Raw genomic sequence first — 17,752 nt, 5'->3', positions numbered from 1 at the left:
CCTCGGCGGTACAGGCAACTGAACTAGTCTTGAGCAAGACTCAGTCTGCCCGGGAACAGTCTTCGTGGTGAGAGCTGCTACCAGTGCGGGGCGACGGCTACCGACGCCGTAAGGGGCTCAGGGAGGCCGCGCGCCTGGAATGTCGGCGCGACATCGGGCTGACCGCGGCGCGGATCCGTGTGAGCGGCAAGTCCCGTGCCTTGGCGTCCGGCCGGTCGAACATGTCGGGGCGTGGAGTAAGCCTCTACCCGTATTGGCATCTGCTTGTGGGCGAAACCGTCGGGTCGCGCAGGTAGCCGGCCCGCCGCTCTACCTGTCCTACACCGGACGCAGATGAGAGCGCAACAGCGCCACGCCGGTCCGCTCGGCGTCTCGCGCGCCGACAGACCATCCCGCTCCTCACGGGATCCGCGCCGGCGTCGGGCCGTCAACGTCCCCTGGTGGCCCGCGGCCGCCCGCGATCGAGAGCTCGGCGCCGGTGGGCCGAGGACCCGACCGCGGACCCGCGCCGGCGGCCAGAAAGACGCGCCCGCGGGTGCCCCGCCGGCCGACGACCACCAGCCTTCAAGATCGACAAAGATTTCGCTGGGAAGCAAGTTCCGTTTGAGGGGGTCAGATTCGCACTGCGGAAGTAGGAGCCCTTTTCCGACTTCCGGAGGTGCTGATGGTTCCCAGTGGAACGCGCCGGCGAGGGCCGGCCGCCTGGTGGCGGCGGGGCCGCCGGGCGCTGGCCGTGGCCGGCGCGGCGGTGCTCGCCGAGATATGTCTGTCTGCGCGGCGGGCGGTGGCGGCGACGCCCGCGCTGGCCGGCGGCGGGGGTGTGCCCGGGATCAACGTCAACCCAGGTTGGCGGGACATGCCCGGCAAGGAAAAGATCGAGATGTTCCTGGATGTGGCGTCGCAGGTCGGGTTGGCGTGCAGCCTCGCGTCGGTCCTGATCGGCGCGGCGATGCTGGGCATCGGCCGGGCGACCGGGAACGGGCAGGCCTCCAGCCGGGGCCTGACGATGGTGTTCGGGGGTGGCGGCGGGGCCGTGCTGATCCCGCTCGCCCCGGCGCTGATCGGCTGGGTGAGCAAGTGAGCACCCACGACCCGGACGCCCCGCGCCCATCCGACGGCTCCGGCCTGCCTGGTCCCGATCCGGTCTGGCCCGCGCAGCCGGCCCGCGTGCGGGAGCCCGACGAGCCGTGGCTGCCCGACACCGGCTGGTCGGCGACGCGAGACGGCGGTTGGCCGCCCGGCGCCCCCTGGCTCGCCGACCTCGGCTGGCCGACCGACAACGCCGGCCCCCACGACGCCGACTACGCGTCGGACCGGCCCGACCCAGGGCTGCCGCCCGTCGACCCGCCCGGCCCCACTCCCGGCGACGCCACGTCTGGCCTCGATCCGAGCACCGGTCAGCGCTGGTGGGAACGGCCCACCGTCGACCGGTCGGCGGGCCGCTCCGGGTCCGGCTGGCACCTTCACGCTGGCGTGGCCGGTTCCGGCTGGGACGACGGGCAGCGCTGGGCCGATGGCTTCGGCGGGACCGGCTGGGTGCCACCGGGGCCCGCGCCCACCTGGCCGATCACGCCCACTCCTGTTCCCGGCTGGACGGCCCCGCGTGGGGCGGCGCCCTGGCCGGAACCACGGCGGGAACGGACGTTGCGCTGGCTGGCCGCGGCGGTCCTGGCCGCGCTCCTCACGCTGAGCGGGCTCACGGTCTGGCTGCTGCTGCACCGTCCGACCTCGGACTGCCCGCCGAACCCGGCCCAGGTCCAGGTGCCCGGCCTGGCCGTGTCCGCGGCCTGCGCCGGCGGTCACGACGATGACGACCCGGTCGATCCCCGCCGCGGTGGGCAGCCGTCCGCCGATCCGACCACAGCGCCCTCACCCGGTGAGCTCGTCGAGACCGGGGCCGGGCACCCGACCCGGACGGCGCTTCCGGCCGCGCCGGTTCGGCAGGGGCGGGCCGTGTCATGTTCCCGCTGCTGATCGGTCCACTGGCCGGGTCCGCGCAGGACTCGATCACCGGGGTCATGCAGGCGATGGTGGCGATGTTCGCCGCGTCGTTCGGCACCCGGCTCGGTGAGCTGCTGTCCGCGATGTTCACCGCGTCGACCCGGCCTCCGGTCACCGCGCAGACCTTCCTCGCCGCCGACGGCCCGTACCGCACGGTCGCCTCGTTCAGCACCCTGCTGCTTGCCGTCGCGATCGTCATCGGGGTGATCCAGGGCCTGCTGTCCGGCCAGCCCGGGCAGGCGTTCGCCCGCATGGGCGTACAACTGCCCATCGCCGTGCTGGCGATCGGCGGCCTGCCCTGGCTCGTCGACCAGATGCTCGCCATCGCCGACGTGCTCGCCGACGCCGTCCTGCCCCCGGACAAGGCCCGGGAGGTGACGACGCTGATGGCGGCGCCGCCGTCCCCGGACTTCCCGGGGCTGCTGGTCACCGTGCTGGCGTTCCTCGGCGGCGTGCTCCTCTACATGGAGCTCGTCGTACGCGACGCGCTGATCCTCATCGTCGTCGCGCTCGCCCCGGGGTCGTTCGCCGCTTCCGTCGTCCCCGCCGCCCGCCCGGCCGCCGGCCAGGTCCTGCGCCTGATCACCGCCGCGGTCCTCGCGAAACCAGCGATCTACGTCGCGCTGCGGATCGGCATCGACCAGGTCGCCCAGCACGACGACGCCGACAGCACCGGAGCCGGATGGGGCCAGTACATCCTGGGCCTGGCCGTCGTCACCGTCGCCGTGTTCATGCCGGCCATCGTCTGGCGACTGCTCCCACTCGCCGAGGCCTACGCCCTGTCCCAGGGCATCGCCCGCGCCCCGTTCCGCGCCACCATGCAGACCGCCCAGATGGCCTACTGGGGCCGCACCCTGCTCGCCGGCCGGGGTCGCGGCCTGCCCGGCGGCACCGCCCGCACCCCCACCACTGGCAGCACCACCCCGGCCAGCGACCGACCCCACTTCGACACACCCCGCGCCCTGCCCGACCCGCCACCCGAACCCCACCGGGCCGATCCCCGCCCCGACCCGCCACCACCTGCCGCGGACACCCCGCCCCAGCCGCGGCCGACCCCGGACCCACCACCGCCCCCGACGCCTCCGCCGGCGGGGCGGGTGCGCCGCCGGCGGGGACGTCCCGAGCCCGGAGGCGCGGCCACCCCGACCGGGAACGGCCCGTGACCGACCCCGTCTACCGGCTCCCACCCCGACGCACCGGCACCGCGCTCTACGGCCTGACCCTCGCCCAGCTCGCCCTCGCCGGCACCGGCCTGGCCGGGCTCGCCGCCGCGACCACGCTCCTGCCCGGCCGCGCAGGCCTGCTCGCCGGCACCGCGACCCTGGCCACCGCCGTCCTGCTCGCCACCGTCCGCGTCGCCGGCCAACCCCTCCACCACCTGCTGCCCCTGCTCATCCGCCACGCCCTCACCCGCGACCGCCACCGGCCGACCACCGCGGCCGGCGCCGCGCGGCCAGCCGGCTCACCCCGCTGGCTACGCGGCCTCGACCTGCTCGACGCCCCCACCGGCCAGCTACCCACCACCGACGGCAACCCGCCCATGCTGATCCACCACCGCCGCACCGGCGCGCTCACCGTCGTCCTCGACGTCCGCGGCGGCCCGTTCACCCTCCTCGACCCCGCCGACCAGCACCGCCACCTCGCCGCCTGGGCCCGCCTGCTCGCCCAGACCGCCCGCGACCGATCCACCCTCACCTTCGGCTGGACCCTGCGCACCCACCACGCCCCACCCCCACCGCTCACCCCGACCAGCGCCACCAGACCACACCGTGCCGGGTCCACGCGCGGCGCGGCCGGCGACGCCGGCCAGACCCCACTGGCCTCCTACCGCCACCTGCTCGCCGACACCCTGCTCCAACACCACGACCTACGCCTCTGGATCACCGTCAACTCCCACCACGCCCGCGGCCGTCGCCCCGAGCTGGCCGCCCTCGACGCCGCCCACGCTCTCATCACCCGCGCCACCACCGCCGGCCTCACCGTCCACGGCGCCCTGTCCACCGCCCAGCTGTCCGCCGAGATCACCGCCCACACCGACCCCCACAGACCCAGCCATCCAGCCGACGGCGGGCCCGCGCGGACACCGAACGCACCGACCCGCCTACCAGCCGGCCTCGCGGCCCGCGCCGGCCTTCCCGGCGCCCGCGACACCCCAGTCCCGCCAGCCCCGGAACCACCCACATTCCCGACGTCATCCACATCCCCGGCGTCGGCCGACGCGCCGAGCGCCGAGATCGAGGCCCGCTGGGACGCCGCCCGCGTCGGCGCCACCTGGCACCGCGTCTTCCACATCGCCGCGTGGCCCACCAGTCCCCTGCACCCCGGCTGGCTCGACCCCCTCCTGCACGAAACCCCGACCGCCCGAACCCTCACCGTCGCCTACACCCCGATCCCACCCCCCACCTCCCGGCGCCGCCTCAACCACGACACCGCCGCCCTCGACCTCGCCCTCCAGATCCGCCACCGCCACGGCGTCCGCATCCCCACCCACCTCACCGACGCCCGCGACGACATCGACCAACGCGACGCCGAACTGTCCGCTGGCCACCCCGAACTCGCCTACACCGCCCTGCTCGACCTCGCCAGCCCCGACCGCCAGGCCCTCGACACGGCCACCGCCGACCTGGTCGACCTCGCCGCCCGCGCCGGCATCACCGACCTACATCCCCTGCACGGCCGCCACCAGCACGCCCTGCCCGCCGCACTCCCCCTCGGCCTCACCCCACGCCGTCCCCACCCCGCGACGTGACACCCAGCGTCATCCGCCCATCGCCGTCGCCGGACCGCCCTCCCGCGGAGCCGCCCCATGCCCCAGCCCTCCCGACACCCACGCCGCCCACGAAGCCGCCGCCGCGCCGGCCGACCCCCAGCCGTGCCCGTCGCGCTGCCCTGGGACATCGCCACCACCGCCCACCTGTGCGCGCTGAGCCCCCTGTCGATTGAGAGCGCGCTGCCACCCACCGGCCCGCTGCTCGGCACCGACCGCCTCGCCGGCGGCGCCTTCCACTTCGACCTCATCACCGCCTACGAGCACGGCCTCATCCAAGGCCCCAACATGCTCATCTCCGGCGCCGGCGCCCACGGCAAATCCGCCCTCGCCAAGGCCTACCTCCACCGCACCACCGCCCTGACCACCCCGGCGGGCCGCCCCCGCTGGACCGCCGTCCTCGACCCCAAAGGCGAATGGACCACGCTGGGCCACCGACTCGGCCACGCCGTCCTACGCCTCCAACCCGGCGGCACCCTGCGCGTCAACCCCCTCGACACCACCCCGGGCATCACGGCCACCACCGCACCAGCCGCCGCGCGACCCGCGACGAGACCCGTGGGCGGGCATGCGGCCGCCCGCACGTCGCCGACCACCCGCTCGGCCACCAGCGCTCCACGCCACCGCGTCCCGGCAGGTCAGCCCGACGACGAGACCGGCGACGAGGTCGGTGACGTCGCCGCGCGCCGCGCCGCCGTCCTGGAAACCCTGCTCGCCATCGCGCTGGACCGCCCCGCCCTCGACCCCGGCCAGCAGCGCCTCCTCGTCGAGACCGCCCGCCGCCTCACCACCCGACCCGGCGCGGCCGCCTCAGGCCCGGACGCCCCGACCCTGCACGACGTCCGCCACCTGCTCGCCCAGCCGGACCACACATTGGCCGACGACCTCGACACCACACTCGACGAACTCCTCGACCGCCGCCGCCCTCTCCTCGACGCCACGGTCACCCTCCTCGAGCACGACCTGCGCGGCATCTGCGACGGCCCCACCAGCACAGGCCTTCGCTGGCACACGGCCCCCGGCCTCGTCCTCGACCTGTCCGCCCTGCTCACCCAGCCCCGCACGCTGAAACTCGTGTTGACCGCGGCCACCGGCTGGCTCGCCGCCGTCATGTACGGGCAGCCGCATGCTCACAAGGTCACCATCGTCGACGAGGCCTGGATCGCCCTCGACGACCCCGCCATCACCCGCCACCTCCACAACCAGTGGCGCCTGGGCCGCCAGTTCGGCCAGGTCAACATCCTCATCACCCACGCCATCGCCGACCTGGACACCCAGCGGGCCGGCCCCGCCTTCGCCGGCACCCGTACCGCCGAAGGCCTCCTCAACACCACCTCCGTCCGTGTCTACCTCCACCAAAACCCCGAACACGTCGGCAGACTCCTCACCGACATGGGCCTCACCCGACGCCAGGCCGCACTCCTCGACCAGCTACCGCCGTTCACCGCGCTCTGGCAGATCGGCGCCCGCACCGCCCTCGTCGACCACCACATCACCTCCGACGAATGGACCTTCGCCGACACCGACACGGCCATGACCAACAGAACCTGACCCCGCCGCCGGTTCGACCCACCGAGCCGGCACGACCAGGCTCGGGCAGGAGATCTGGCGGAGATCCCCGGCAGCGGCGCACGGCCGCGCCCAAGCCTGTATCACTCGGGCCGATCGGCCGGCGGCACTACCGGCTGTGTCTGACACGCTGTCGTCGTGACCTCCCGCCTGCTCGACGACGACACCCTCGCCGCCTCGTCGGTCGTCGCCAACCGGGACATGAACCGACAGCGCCAACTCGCCGGCGTCAACAGCTACCAACGCGAACTGGGATTCCACCCACTGGACTGGCTGCGCACCCGCCTCGCCAGCCGCCGACACGAAAGCGGACCGACCGAGGTCAGGTGGCTCGACCTGTGCTGCGGCACCGGCCGAGCCCTGCTCCAAGCCGCCGAAGAACTGCGCGGCCTCGGCCTCGACGACGCCGTCCGCCTCGTCGGCGTCGACCTCGTCGACGCGTTCACCCCACAACCCCCCGACAGCCCGGTACAGCTGATCACCGCCTCCGTCACCACCTGGCAGCCCCCCGGCCCGTTCGACCTGATCACCTGCGTACACGGCCTGCACTACGTCGGCGACAAACTCGCCGTCATCACCCGCGCGGCACGCACACTGACCGACGACGGCCTGTTCATCGCCGACTTCGACGCCACCAGCGTGCGACTGGCCAACCGACAGCCCGCCGGACGGACACTGACCACGGCGCTACGCACCACCGGCCTGACCTACGACACCCGCCGCCACCGCCTCACCCGCCAGGGCCACCGGGACATCGCCCTGCCGTTCACCTACCTCGGCGCCGACGACCACGCCGGCCCCAACTACACCGGCCAACCCGCCGTCCACTCCTACTACCGCCACGAACAGAACCACCGGGCAGAAGCCAGAACCGTCCGCTGAGGAAGAGTCCTCCCTCTCCAGCGACGGCCGGAATCCGCCGTCAGCCGGCTGCCTACGCACCCTCACCGGCGCCCGCCAGTTCTGCGCCCTACGCAGCTACCTATCACCGCCACCAAACACGGCATAGCCACCTTCCAAGCCCTCGTCCAGCTCGCCGAAGGCCGCCCCTGGCTGCCCGCCACAGCCTGACGATCATCAGATAACTGATATAGTTACCAGATCACCAGCAACCGAATAACTACAAAGTCAGCAAATGGCGACGTCCACCTTGAATTCACGCATTACCTCCATGACCGAGTCTACAAAGGCGCGACCCAGCGACTCCTGGGACATCCGGAAATCTTGCCAAACAATCTTCATTTGAGACCCCTCTCTGAAACTCGAAGAAATACAGTCCGCCATCGCATCAAGATTTGACCCAAAATACCCACCAGGACCATTGACCGCCTCTCCCAATGCACAGAAGAATCCCGGCTTCGTGGAGATTTGGGCGCCATCCAAATGTACGACGTCATCGGCTCCATAGCGGACAGCCCTGTGATTCGAGGCAAACCAAGCGTTCTGGACAACGTGGAGCCAGGCACCGTGATGACTCGCCGGCCATTGAAGCCATTCTCCCTTCTCCATTGCGACGGCCAACGCCCAGCGTCGCCAGATTCTTGCAGCCCCGGGATACTCGCAACGATCACCAAAGAATCGATACGGAACGCTCGAAATCTTACCGTCTGACGATTCTTTCCCGACATCGCCGAGCACAACCCGGCCGATGAGGTATTCGCCGATCTTTTCCCGGCGACGGTTAACAATCCGCAGCACCGCGTCTTCAGACCTTCGCCTACCCATGTTAACCTCATGAGCCCTCAAGAATATAACTTCCGGCGCCTCCTCCCCCGGATCGACAAAAAATCCCTCCACCTCCTCGGCCGCGACGAGTACGCCTCCAGACTCCTCATCGGCCACCACATACAGCGGGAAATCCTCCTCAACTACCATAGGCAGTTCACTGGTCATACAGTACGTGACCCCTAACCGGAGCTGGTGCGGCAACACCGAAGTGTCACCGCGCCAGTTAACGAATAAGGCTACTAATTCCACCTCGAGTCAGGGAAGTGGGGTGCAGCGAAGCGTTGAATCTTCGTGTAGTGCGTGGATGTCCAACCGTACACCTTGACACCGTTGGGCAACTCCTTTTCCAGGATCCTGTCGGTTTCCGGCCTACCAAGCACGCGGTATTCCTTAGATCCTGCCCACCACGAATGTTCACGCCCTGAGTAGGTGTCGCGCGAAGGAATCCGTCCCGCTTTCACGTCGTCGTAGGCAGAAGCGATCTTGTTGTTCATCCCCCTGGGCAGGGGATCCGACAACCTCCCAGTGGGGCAGCCATTGTTGTTGTGAACGAGAACCGGCGTAGCCCCCGCCAACACATAGTACGTGTGGATGTCGGCGACGGTGAGGTTGTAGGCGGGCGCCTGGCGGCTGGTGTCGGGTTGGAGGCCGGACACTGTGGTTTGGCGTCTGTCGGGGCGTAGCAGTTTCTCGCCGGGGGCGAGTTCGTCGGCGCGTTCGAAGCGGTGGTCGGTGGCCGACCAGAACGGGTGGTCCTCTGTCGTGGCCAGCACCGTGCCGTCCGCGAGCACCAAGTCGGTAAGGGTGTCGTGGTGGACCTAGACGTGGGTGACCGTCTTGGCTGCCTGTTGCCCGGTTTCGGGATCCGTGGCGTGTGTCGCCAGGTGGGTATTGACCCCATCGGACACTTGGCCAGCGCCCACCCAAACCGCCAGCCTCGGCCGCCCGGCGCCGGGGTCCCTAGCCCGGCGCACACGCATCCTCGGCAGCCTGATCAGCGAGTACCGCAACGCCGCCTGACAGCATCCCCAGACGATCAAAATCGCCGCGAAGGACCAGCTCACAGACCCAAGCCGCATTTTGAAGTCCCACAGCCCCTTCGGGCCATCCTGGACTCCGGAGCCTCTGTGACCCCGCGGCCAGGAACAAGGCCAGGTCGGGAACCTGGCCCATCAAACGCGCGACGCCGGGTAGACCCACCCGGCCCCATCAGACCCGGGCTCCGCCCGGGCCGATCTTCTTCACGCTTCCAGGGCAAGCTCGTCACTCAGCAGGAGTTTTCGCATTCCGAATTCAAGAATTCAAGGAAAGACCCCCACCTTATCATCGGAGACTTCTCTCGTTCCATATAGAGACTCACAGGAGGATCCTCCACGGAAATCGAATCCATCCAGTAAACCTGATACCCCTGATGCATGGCGAAGACAACCGCACCATCCGGAAGATCAATCCCTCCCGGATTATCGGCGAAAAAATCATCAGTCGCTCGTCGCATGTCAAGTATCTCCGGGAAGAACGCATCGGTCCCACGGAGAATTCCGCCAGCCCCGCGTCCCGCCAAAGACAAGAACTCCCTGTACCGACCCGGGAGGGACTGAACCCCCCAGGCCTCGCAGACCCGGCCGATTTCCGCATCACTCATCCCTGCGACAAGGCCTGAGTCATCCTTCCTGGCGCGCGCAACAATGCTAGAAACAGAAAGCACTAGCCACCTCCTGCCGAAATATTGATCCCAACCCCCGGGAACGCTTTCTTGAACTCGGCAATTAGGTTTGCACAGCTGTTGCAGACGACGCGCTCCGAATACAAATTGATCACACCACGCGAACCTGAAGTAAGGCGCCGCGCCAGCTTCTCGAAGATAAACGTCTCCGAACCATAGGGGCGCGTTCCAGGGTCAAACCTTCTCACAGAAGGCATGCCGACCTCCCCTGGATTGACATGTTGGCCGCTCGTCGCTCCCACGCGAGGTGGTCCGCTGCCTGAAGAGATACGTCGCCCGCGAGATCTACAACGCCATCCCGCGCACATCTCCGCCAGCCACTCAGATCGGTTGACAACACAGGGGCGTCAGCGCCGCGCCAACGTTATGGGACCCGATACTTGAGATCCATCAGAAAGAACCGAAGAATCGGTCCCACCAACTCGGCTCCCCAGAACCGTGGAAACGCAGGAGAGTGGATCCGTCATAGCGAATTGTGAGGAGTTCTTCCGGAATCGTAACGTACCCCGATTCAGCAAGAACTTGCTCTACCTTCTCAAGGTCACTCGCGTCGAGCTCGCCTTCAGCCCGCGCTTCATCCGTACCCAAGAAGGCGCCAGGGTTATCGGCCGCCAGCATTGCCAATGGCTTGAACTTGCTCACTAGGACAACGATCCTCGTCCCGCAAACTGTGGCTTCCCCCGGCACTTCGATTCGTCCGTACTGAGCGGAGTCCTGGATGTCTCGATCGATCTCACAAGGCGTAGAGAAGCGAGAACCTACCTGCACAGCCAGAAGGCTGAATGAAGCCGCAGCATCGGCTGCACTGTAGTCAGCCGGTGCTTCTGGCCATTCGGGATCATCCAGATCATGCAGCATTTCCATCAGACTCGTATCTCTCTCCATGATCCTCCAATCATTGAAGATGCCACACCCGGATCGATTGAAATATTCCCACAGTGCGGGAACGCTGTGAGCACCTTTCCAGTGAGAGGTTCGTAACGCACTAGGATTCTCACCCCTCCCACGGTCCCGATCACATTCTGAACCACGGGTTCACCCTTCCTGGCCTTCAGGGTCCTATCGGCCCACACAGCAGATCCCTTGTACCAGATCCTTCGGCTATTTGGACTCGTCACCACGTCAGCAACAGCATCCAGAATCTGGTCATCGGACCACCCCTTCGGGAAAGCGTCCTTACCCGCCATCCCCGGATACCTGTGACCATCAAGGATGTGATCCGACCCCTCGTCACCAATCAGCTCCCGACCAATTCCCCGGTTTCCATTGCTGTTGTGAACGAGTACCGGTGTCTGCCCAGCCGGCACATAGTACATGTGGAGGTCGGCGATGAGGTCGGCGACCGCGTGGGGCTCGGTGCGGCCCGTCTCGGGGTCGGTCAAAACCTGATCGCCCAGGTCAATCTCGGCCATCGGCTTGGAGGTGCCATCGGCGAGCAGGACCGGGTCTCCAGGGTGAAGCTGTTGCAGTCCGCCTTGTTGAGGGCCTTGATGACGGCGCCGCCGCCCTTGGCAAGGACGATTCCACCCACGGCAGGGACCACGACCCCGGCCGCAGACATCGCGGCGTCGGCGTACCATCCGTTGACCAGGTGCCCCAGCGCCTGGGCGCTGCCGCAGTCTACCCCGAGAGTGCCCGGCACAAAGTTCGCGCACATCGACACGAGCTGGTTGTTCGCGACCCAGTTGCCCGCGGACTGGGTCACGTTGACGACGGTCTCTGTGACGGAGCCGACGGTCGCTTTGAAGGCGCCGCTGACAGCGCAGCCGGGGTTGAAGAGGCCGCAGTCCTTCTTCTTCTGGACAGGCGGTGCGACGACGAGCGAGGTCGCCGCGATGCTGTCGGCGTGCAGGGCCTTCAACGCCTGCTGCGTCGCGGCGGAGCGCGCCTGGTCGTAGGCGACCTTGGCGTTGACGCCGGGCCAGAACTTGTCCTCACCAATCTTGATCATCTGGTCGATCGCGTCATGACCGAGATCGGGATACTTGGCGGTCAGAGCCTTCTCATAGGCCTTGTAGGCCGTGACGCCGGCCAAGAACTCGTCCTCGCCGTAGACGACCATGTTGATGCGTGCGTCAGCGTCGACGTTGGGATACTTCGTGGCGAGATTTTCCGCTTGGATCATGGGACCGTTGGTGCTGCCGCCCCCGAAGATATCTCCGTAACTGTTGTAGGATCTGACGCCGGCGTTGTAGGCCCTGATGCCGGCCCAGAACTGGTCCTCGCCGAGTCGGGCCATCTCCCACAGCTGCGAGTCGGTCAGTTCGCCGTAGCGCGGGTCCTTCGAGTACCGCGCGAACCGTGGCTCCTGCTCGGTCGACTGCTTGGACCGGCCGACGGCCAGGTCGAAGCCGGTCGGGTCGGAGTAGCGCACCGGGTTCGCCCCGCCATAGGTGTGGCGGTTGTCAGCCGCGGTCCCGGTCCAGGACAGGGCCGCCGTGTCCCGGGAGAGGAACGTGCCGGTCGCCGGGTCGTACCAACGGGCCAGGGCGTTGACGAGCCCGGTGTCCGGGTCGGTCCAGCTGCCCTGGTAGCCGACCCGCAGGTTCGGGTCACCGGCGTCCAGGGGAACACCGAACGGGTCGTAGGAGCGGTCGTCGGTCAGCGCGGTGCCGTCGATGGTGAGCGCCGCGACGACGTCACCGTGCTGGTTCTCCAGCGTGGCCCAGGCACCGCCCGCGGTGCTGGTCCCGAGAAGCTCGCCGGCGGGGCCGCGGACGTAGGCCGACGTGCCGTCGACGCCGGGTTCCTTCTCAAGACCGTCGTAGACGAAGTCCTCGGCGCTGTTGCCCGTGACGATCTGGTCCAGCCCGTCGTAGGTGTAGTCGGTGGTGACCGGGCCGGCGGTGTGGGACACCAGCCGGTCGAACGCGTCGAACCCGAACGTCGTGACCGTGGAATCGGCGGTGCTGACCGGGCTGGACCGGTTCGAGGGCCGGTCACGGACTACCTCGAAGACACGCTCGACACGGACACCCACCGCCGATTCACCGGGACTGGCTGGAAGAACACCAGGTCGGCTTCGTGCTCGGTATCCGGTACGACCTCCAGGTGACCACGGCCGTCGGACGCCGCCGCGCCGACGAACTCGCGGTTCTCGTCCCGGCCACCGCCTGCGGGACCTATTTGGCTGTGGACGGGCGAAAGGCCCTCGCCTCTACGACTGGGCGCTGGTAGACACGACCGACCGCGCCGGGTCCGAGAACCGGCCACATCAGGTACTCATCCGCCGCGGCCGGGACCAGGAACGGGAAGCCGCGCTCTTCCTCACGCATAGCCCGACACCGGTCCCGCTCGCGACGCTGGTGACTGTCGCGGGCCGCCGATCGGGTATCGAGGTCCGACTCGACCATCCTGGTACCGGCACATCACCCTCGCGATGCTCGCCCACGCCCGGCTCGCTGTCACCGCCGCGAAAAGCCGCACCGATTCCCCGACTGGAACACCAACGACCACCGCCGCCGGCAATCGGCGCCGCTCCGACCGCATTCCCATCACAGACCACGCGGCCCCGGATAGAACCACGATTATCCCGATCAGCCTCAACGACATCCGTCATCTCGTCGCACTGATCCGGACAGATATCCTGCCCGCCGCACTCGTAATCTGGTGATCGAACTGCCGCCACCACCAGGCAACCGCCCGCCGCTACCACTTCCTCCGACGCATCGGCGCAATACGACCAGCCGCCGCACCAGTCTGACCCACCCAGCGCCACGGCAAGACCACTGTTCCTGTAGTACTAGATCAAATCCGGTGGATAGCCAAAATGTTCATCTCCGACTCTCAGGACCCGCCACGCCTCGACGTGCCGGAGAGTGGCGGGGAAAACTTCAATGAAAAGACCACCCGAGCACTCCACGGAAAGACTTCCCGCCGGACCGTGGCGAACATCCTCAACTCTGACGACCTCCCCCTTCAGAACAGAATTAAACTCAGCCGCACGCGTGTCGTATCTTTTCTCGCCAGTTTCCGGCCTCTCGAATGCCAAGTCACCACTTCCAATGAGCAGACTGTCACGGTGCCTGAACCTCATCGGACATTGAACGTGAAGGCGAACACTCTCGTCGCCAAGGTCTCCCCCTGGAGAAAATGCGATAATCATCAGGTTGAGCGCCCTGCCTATAGAAACCAGCCGTGTATCAACGAGAAGCGTACGAATATGCTCCTGCCAGTGCTCAACCGCCAAAGATTTTCCCTCCTCTTCGACGATTCCGTGGTAGTCATATCTCTGCCCCGTCACAGCATCATGCAGCCTCCGCTCCTCAGCTTCAGTGAGCGGATACCCCGTTCCCGTCCGAGTTGATCCACGGCGTCGTCAAACTGCCGATTCTGCCTCTCATGATCTCGCGGTGTATTGTAGTCATCGTCATCGACATATCTACCATCCCGATTATTTCTGACGGCATCCCAGTCTACGCCACCAGAGTTGTGGACAAGTATGGATTCATTACCGGCGAGGACGTAGTATGTGTGGATTCCGTCGATGGTGAGGTTGTAGGCGGCGGCGGTGTCGGGGTTGATGGGGTGGGTGACGGGGAGGGTGGTGCCGTTGGCGGTGAGGACGTGTTCGCCGGTGTCGAGGTCCTGTGTGTCTTCCCAGGTGTGGTCAGTCATCGACCAGATGGGGTGGTCCTCGGTGACGACGATCAGCTCGCCGTTGATCTCGAGCTGGTAGAGGTCGTCTAGGTGGATCCAGGTGTGGGTGACTGTTCTCGGGCCCTGCTCCCCGCTCTCGGGGTTGGTGGCGAGGACCTGGTCGCCGACCTTGATCTGGTCGATGGGTTTGGTGGTGCCGTTGGCGAGGAGAACAGGGGTATCACCGGCGAAGCTCTTGCGGCCGCCGCCGACCGTGCAGGAGAGGGCGGCGTCGGTGATGTCGTCGCCGTAGCGGCTTGCGGTCGTGGCGGCGGCTTCGGCTTGTTTGAGGGTCTTGAGGGCCTTGGCGCCGCCGGCGACGACGGCCGCGCCGGGGAGCATCCCAGCGCCGGCGAGGGCGGCCTCGGCCCACTGGCCGTTGAGGGCGTAGCCGACGGCCTGGGCGGAGCCGCAGACGGTACCGACGACACCGGGGACCATGGCGCAGTACTGGAAGAACGTACTGTTCGCGACCCAGGCACCACCGGTCTGCAGCGCGGAGAAGGTGGCCTTGCTGGCATCGACGACGACGTCCTTGACCGTGCTCGCGACGGACACGACGCCGTTGACGGTGGATTTGACGTTGGACGCGGTCGCGGCGTCGGCACCGTCGGTGCGCATGGCGTGGGTGGACGCCGGGTTCAAGAACGCCGTCGCCGCGCACGGCGCCGGTCTGGGCATCGCCGTGGCGGTTGTCGGCCGCCAGCCCGGGGTGCGGGGGGCACGCCGCTGCCAAAGCGGTAGCGGGTCGAGCAGACGTTCGGCACGTTGATGCTGCACCGCCGCCTGGCCGCGGACTATGAGGCGAAACTGTCCAGTGCGGTCGCGATTATCCGCTGGTCGATGGTCGACGTGATAACCCGGCGGCTGACCCGCGCGTCCACGCCGACCTGGCGCGACCCACCGACCTGACCAGCAGACAACCGGGGCGAGAGCCAGGACCGGTGATGAAAGACCTGCTGGAACAGATCGAGGCCTGGCGGATCCGAGCCGCGCGGACCGTGGAACGGCTTCATGCCGAGATCGCCGCGCTTACCGAGTAGATCGTCACCACCGAACGCGATCTGAAACGCCCGACATCACTCGCAAGACCGTGCTGGAACTGTCCGCCGAGGACAACGCCGCACCTTTCAAGTCACCACCGGACTACCGCGACGTGGTGGCCCTGTGCGACCACGATGGCCATGGACCAACGTTGAATCGCCAAAGCATCGATCACAAGGGAAAGTCGTTATACCAGGGCGCGTCCAGCTCCTCCGGATCGGCTCCGACTTCCCTTACCGCATCATCAATCTCCGAGATCTCGCTGACAATCTTAATATACGGGGTCTCGAAATCACCATCGTAGAAACAGACGTCCTCGTCTACAAGGTGTTTGGGTACCTCAATCGCAGCGACCCGGAACCGACCGTCCAGCATCGGGTTCACCCAGACCCACGAGTAGCAGCCAGGGTTACTGCTCGGTCGACGGACCGAGATCTCCGCCTTGGTCATGACCAGGCGGTTCTTCGCTTGAGTCTTCATCTACCCTCCCCAGAAGATCCGGATGACCGGGCCATCGAATGCATGGATCTGCAGGTGGTGGAAGTCTCCATCTGCGGATCCATGGCCGAGAACACGTCCATCAGGGCCAAGTTCATCGTCCCAATGATAAGGCCGGGCTTCCTACCAAAGTACTGCTTCGTGCCAGGCCCGTCGAAGCCCTGAGCGTTCCGGTATCCCTGCCCTTGAAATTTCCCAAGGAAGAGTTCCTCTGCGTCAGCTCTGGATCGAACCACGATACTCGTCGCACCTTCATCAATTGCCTTCGACGCCCTCGATACCGACCCACTAGACCAGGGAATCTCGCATGGCCCGGAGTTGTGAACGAGGACCGGTGTCGAACCCGCGAGCACATTGTACGTGTGGAGGTCGGCGACGGTGAGGTTGTAGGCGGGTGCCTGGCGGCTGGTGTCGGGTTGGAGGCCGGAGACTGTGGCCTGGCGTCCGTCGGGGCGTAGCAGTTTCTCCGCGGTCGTTGTAGTCGAACGGGATACTGCCCGCCGGGATGTCGATCTGCACGAGGTTGCCCACCAGGTCGTACTCGAGCGCCCGGGCCGCGCCGGTCACGCCAGAGCCGTAGCCGGTCTCGGTGATGCGCCAGCCGAACTCGTCGTAGGTGGCGCTGCGGGTCACGCCGCCTGGGGCAAGCAGGGTGACGGGAAGGCCACCGGCGTCGTAGGAGACACCGACCCAGGCGCCGCGCGCGAACGCGTTCGCCGAACGCTGGGTCCGCACCGCGCGCGCCGAGTGCCTGGACTGGACCTTGATCTGGAACCGTTGCCGCGCCGAACAGGTCCTGTCGATCTACGTCGAGCATTACAACACCGCTCGACCTCACCGCTCGACATCCCCGATCGGCCGGCCTCAGTCGGCGATCCAAGCGGCCCAATGAAACGCATCGACCGCCTCGGCGGCCTTCTCCACGAATATCAAAGAGCCGCCTGATCAATAACCTGACCAGCGGAATCGTCTAGTTGCACCCTTCAGCCTCGCGCCGCTCGGCCTTCCGCCTCTCCCTGGCCGCGATCGGGTCCTTCGACGGCGGCACCGAGGAGTTCGTGCTGTCCTGGGAGACCTGCCGGCGCAGGTCAGCGATCTCAAGCTCGAGTTCCTCGACCCGCCGCGCAGCCCGGTCCCGTTCGGCGCGCACCGCGCCGAGCTCCTCCTGGTGCCGCGCGACCGCGTCGTCCACGACGCGGCGCAGCCGCTCGCTAACCGACGCCAGCCGGTCATTCGCCGCCAGCGACGCCGCCTGTCCGGCAGCGAGCTCCCCGATCCGCGCCTCAGCAGCCGCGAGACGCGACTCCCACGAGTACGCGGACGGGTCAGCCACAACCCTGATCATCGACGCCCAGCCACCAGGATCAAGCAACGATCACAACGCGTCCCCGCAACACAAACCCCAAGTCAGCGGCTACCCCTGCACACCCCTGAATGGGCACCAACGCAGGCGAACGAAGGACGCCCTCAACGCCCGCGACACTGTGACCTACATGATATCGATCATGAAGGAAATCACGCTACTCTGGAGCTAAAAATCATGAGGGCGTTCTCTTCGCGCTCCAGCAACGCGTCGTAATGGAACTCATCCATTACCAGCTCCCCATATCCCCAGATCGCCTGAAGGAAATCCGAGTTAGGATAACTAGTAAATAACCAGCCGGGAGGCAGGCGGGAGTCCACTACCTCAAACATTTCCATGGGGTACCAGTTAGGGAGGCTAGTGTCGTCTCGGATCAAGACCATAAGCATGCCACCATAAATCGATATCGCAGCTACTGGGT

The 17,752-nt window shown here is 67.1% G+C and carries 18 protein-coding genes and 3 pseudogenes; 9 read left to right on the top strand and 12 right to left on the bottom strand.

Annotated elements, in window-relative coordinates; translation table 11 throughout:
• Window positions 1–664: 664 nt before the first annotated feature.
• The 6 genes from I6A81_RS21280 (at window position 665) to I6A81_RS21255 (ending at window position 7,219) form a co-directional block, all read left to right on the top strand.
• Window positions 665–1,081: a hypothetical protein gene (locus tag I6A81_RS21280; protein WP_202998758.1), complete on the top strand. Its 417-nt coding sequence runs from the start codon at window positions 665–667 to the stop codon at window positions 1,079–1,081.
• The gene (locus I6A81_RS21275) at window positions 1,078–1,974 is read left to right on the top strand and encodes a hypothetical protein (RefSeq protein WP_202998760.1); all 897 of its coding nucleotides are present in this window, start codon (window positions 1,078–1,080) and stop codon (window positions 1,972–1,974) included. Before I6A81_RS21280 ends, I6A81_RS21275 begins: the two co-directional genes overlap by 4 nt.
• Entirely contained in the window at window positions 1,959–3,164 is a 1,206-nt protein-coding gene (locus I6A81_RS21270) for a hypothetical protein (RefSeq protein WP_202998762.1), read from the top strand. The genes I6A81_RS21275 and I6A81_RS21270 overlap by 16 nt, the downstream gene beginning before the upstream one ends.
• Window positions 3,161–4,750, top strand: a complete 1,590-nt coding sequence (locus I6A81_RS21265; protein WP_202998764.1) for an SCO6880 family protein — start codon at window positions 3,161–3,163, stop codon at window positions 4,748–4,750. Before I6A81_RS21270 ends, I6A81_RS21265 begins: the two co-directional genes overlap by 4 nt.
• Window positions 4,751–4,873: 123 nt before the next feature.
• Window positions 4,874–6,319 carry an ATP-binding protein gene (locus tag I6A81_RS21260; protein WP_202998766.1) on the top strand — a complete coding sequence of 482 codons (1,446 nt, stop codon included), beginning with the start codon at window positions 4,874–4,876 and terminating at the stop codon, window positions 6,317–6,319.
• Between the two features lie 156 nt (window positions 6,320–6,475).
• A complete protein-coding gene (locus I6A81_RS21255) occupies window positions 6,476–7,219 on the top strand; it encodes a class I SAM-dependent methyltransferase (protein ID WP_307874799.1) in 744 nt (247 codons plus the stop codon).
• Window positions 7,220–7,465: 246 nt separating this feature from the next.
• Here the strand turns inward: I6A81_RS21255 and I6A81_RS21250 are convergent, their stop codons facing one another.
• The 7 genes from I6A81_RS21250 to I6A81_RS21220 form a co-directional block, all read right to left on the bottom strand.
• Entirely contained in the window at window positions 7,466–8,230 is a 765-nt protein-coding gene (locus I6A81_RS21250) for a barstar family protein (protein ID WP_202998768.1), read from the bottom strand.
• 74 nt (window positions 8,231–8,304) lie between these two features.
• On the bottom strand, window positions 8,305–8,856 hold the full coding sequence (locus tag I6A81_RS21245; protein WP_307874807.1) for a polymorphic toxin-type HINT domain-containing protein: 552 nt from the start codon (window positions 8,854–8,856) through the stop codon (window positions 8,305–8,307).
• Between the two features lie 476 nt (window positions 8,857–9,332).
• Window positions 9,333–9,707, bottom strand: coding sequence for an SMI1/KNR4 family protein (locus I6A81_RS46255; RefSeq protein WP_202998772.1), 375 nt, complete (start codon window positions 9,705–9,707; stop codon window positions 9,333–9,335).
• Between the two features lie 62 nt (window positions 9,708–9,769).
• Complete coding sequence (locus I6A81_RS46250) at window positions 9,770–9,985, bottom strand: deaminase domain-containing protein (RefSeq protein ID WP_203031661.1); 216 nt, start codon at window positions 9,983–9,985, stop codon at window positions 9,770–9,772.
• A 193-nt stretch (window positions 9,986–10,178) separates the two neighbouring features.
• Window positions 10,179–10,652, bottom strand: a complete 474-nt coding sequence (locus I6A81_RS21230; protein ID WP_202998776.1) for a hypothetical protein — start codon at window positions 10,650–10,652, stop codon at window positions 10,179–10,181.
• On the bottom strand, window positions 10,652–11,200 hold the full coding sequence (locus I6A81_RS21225) for an EndoU domain-containing protein (protein ID WP_202998778.1): 549 nt from the start codon (window positions 11,198–11,200) through the stop codon (window positions 10,652–10,654). The genes I6A81_RS21230 and I6A81_RS21225 overlap by 1 nt, the downstream gene beginning before the upstream one ends.
• Window positions 11,167–12,768: an RHS repeat-associated core domain-containing protein gene (locus I6A81_RS21220; protein ID WP_202998780.1), complete on the bottom strand. Its 1,602-nt coding sequence runs from the start codon at window positions 12,766–12,768 to the stop codon at window positions 11,167–11,169. The genes I6A81_RS21225 and I6A81_RS21220 overlap by 34 nt, the downstream gene beginning before the upstream one ends.
• A gap of 2 nt (window positions 12,769–12,770) precedes the next feature.
• Here I6A81_RS21220 and I6A81_RS43680 point away from each other — a divergent pair.
• A pseudogene (locus I6A81_RS43680) lies at window positions 12,771–13,491 on the top strand (IS701 family transposase); the annotation flags it as partial.
• A 39-nt stretch (window positions 13,492–13,530) separates the two neighbouring features.
• Here I6A81_RS43680 and I6A81_RS21210 read toward each other — a convergent pair.
• Complete coding sequence (locus I6A81_RS21210) at window positions 13,531–14,031, bottom strand: hypothetical protein (RefSeq protein WP_202998784.1); 501 nt, start codon at window positions 14,029–14,031, stop codon at window positions 13,531–13,533.
• A complete protein-coding gene (locus I6A81_RS21205) occupies window positions 14,028–15,047 on the bottom strand; it encodes a polymorphic toxin-type HINT domain-containing protein (RefSeq protein ID WP_203010282.1) in 1,020 nt (339 codons plus the stop codon). The genes I6A81_RS21210 and I6A81_RS21205 overlap by 4 nt, the downstream gene beginning before the upstream one ends.
• Before the next feature lie 147 nt (window positions 15,048–15,194).
• Between I6A81_RS21205 and I6A81_RS43675 the strand changes: the two genes are divergently transcribed.
• Window positions 15,195–15,338: a hypothetical protein gene (locus I6A81_RS43675; RefSeq protein WP_238427992.1), complete on the top strand. Its 144-nt coding sequence runs from the start codon at window positions 15,195–15,197 to the stop codon at window positions 15,336–15,338.
• Between the two features lie 303 nt (window positions 15,339–15,641).
• Here I6A81_RS43675 and I6A81_RS21200 read toward each other — a convergent pair whose 3' ends face one another.
• A complete protein-coding gene (locus I6A81_RS21200; protein WP_202998788.1) occupies window positions 15,642–15,950 on the bottom strand; it encodes a hypothetical protein in 309 nt (102 codons plus the stop codon).
• Between the two features lie 769 nt (window positions 15,951–16,719).
• Here I6A81_RS21200 and I6A81_RS43670 point away from each other — a divergent pair.
• Window positions 16,720–16,860 carry an integrase core domain-containing protein gene (locus tag I6A81_RS43670; RefSeq protein ID WP_238428026.1) on the top strand — a complete coding sequence of 47 codons (141 nt, stop codon included), beginning with the start codon at window positions 16,720–16,722 and terminating at the stop codon, window positions 16,858–16,860.
• A 102-nt stretch (window positions 16,861–16,962) separates the two neighbouring features.
• On the opposite strand, the pseudogene I6A81_RS21190 reads toward I6A81_RS43670, so the two are convergent.
• Both I6A81_RS21190 and I6A81_RS21185 read right to left on the bottom strand, forming a co-directional pair.
• Window positions 16,963–17,313: pseudogene (locus I6A81_RS21190) on the bottom strand (IS66-like element ISFsp11 family transposase); the annotation flags it as partial.
• 170 nt (window positions 17,314–17,483) lie between these two features.
• A pseudogene (locus I6A81_RS21185) lies at window positions 17,484–17,752 on the bottom strand (phosphoribosylaminoimidazole synthetase); the annotation flags it as partial.

The sequence above is a fragment of the Frankia nepalensis genome (genome assembly GCF_016786325.1).
Taxonomy (GTDB): domain Bacteria; phylum Actinomycetota; class Actinomycetes; order Frankiales; family Frankiaceae; genus Pseudofrankia; species Pseudofrankia nepalensis.
The sequence above is the reverse complement of the archived record's forward strand: the minus strand, read 5'-3'. Positions and strand labels throughout refer to the sequence as shown.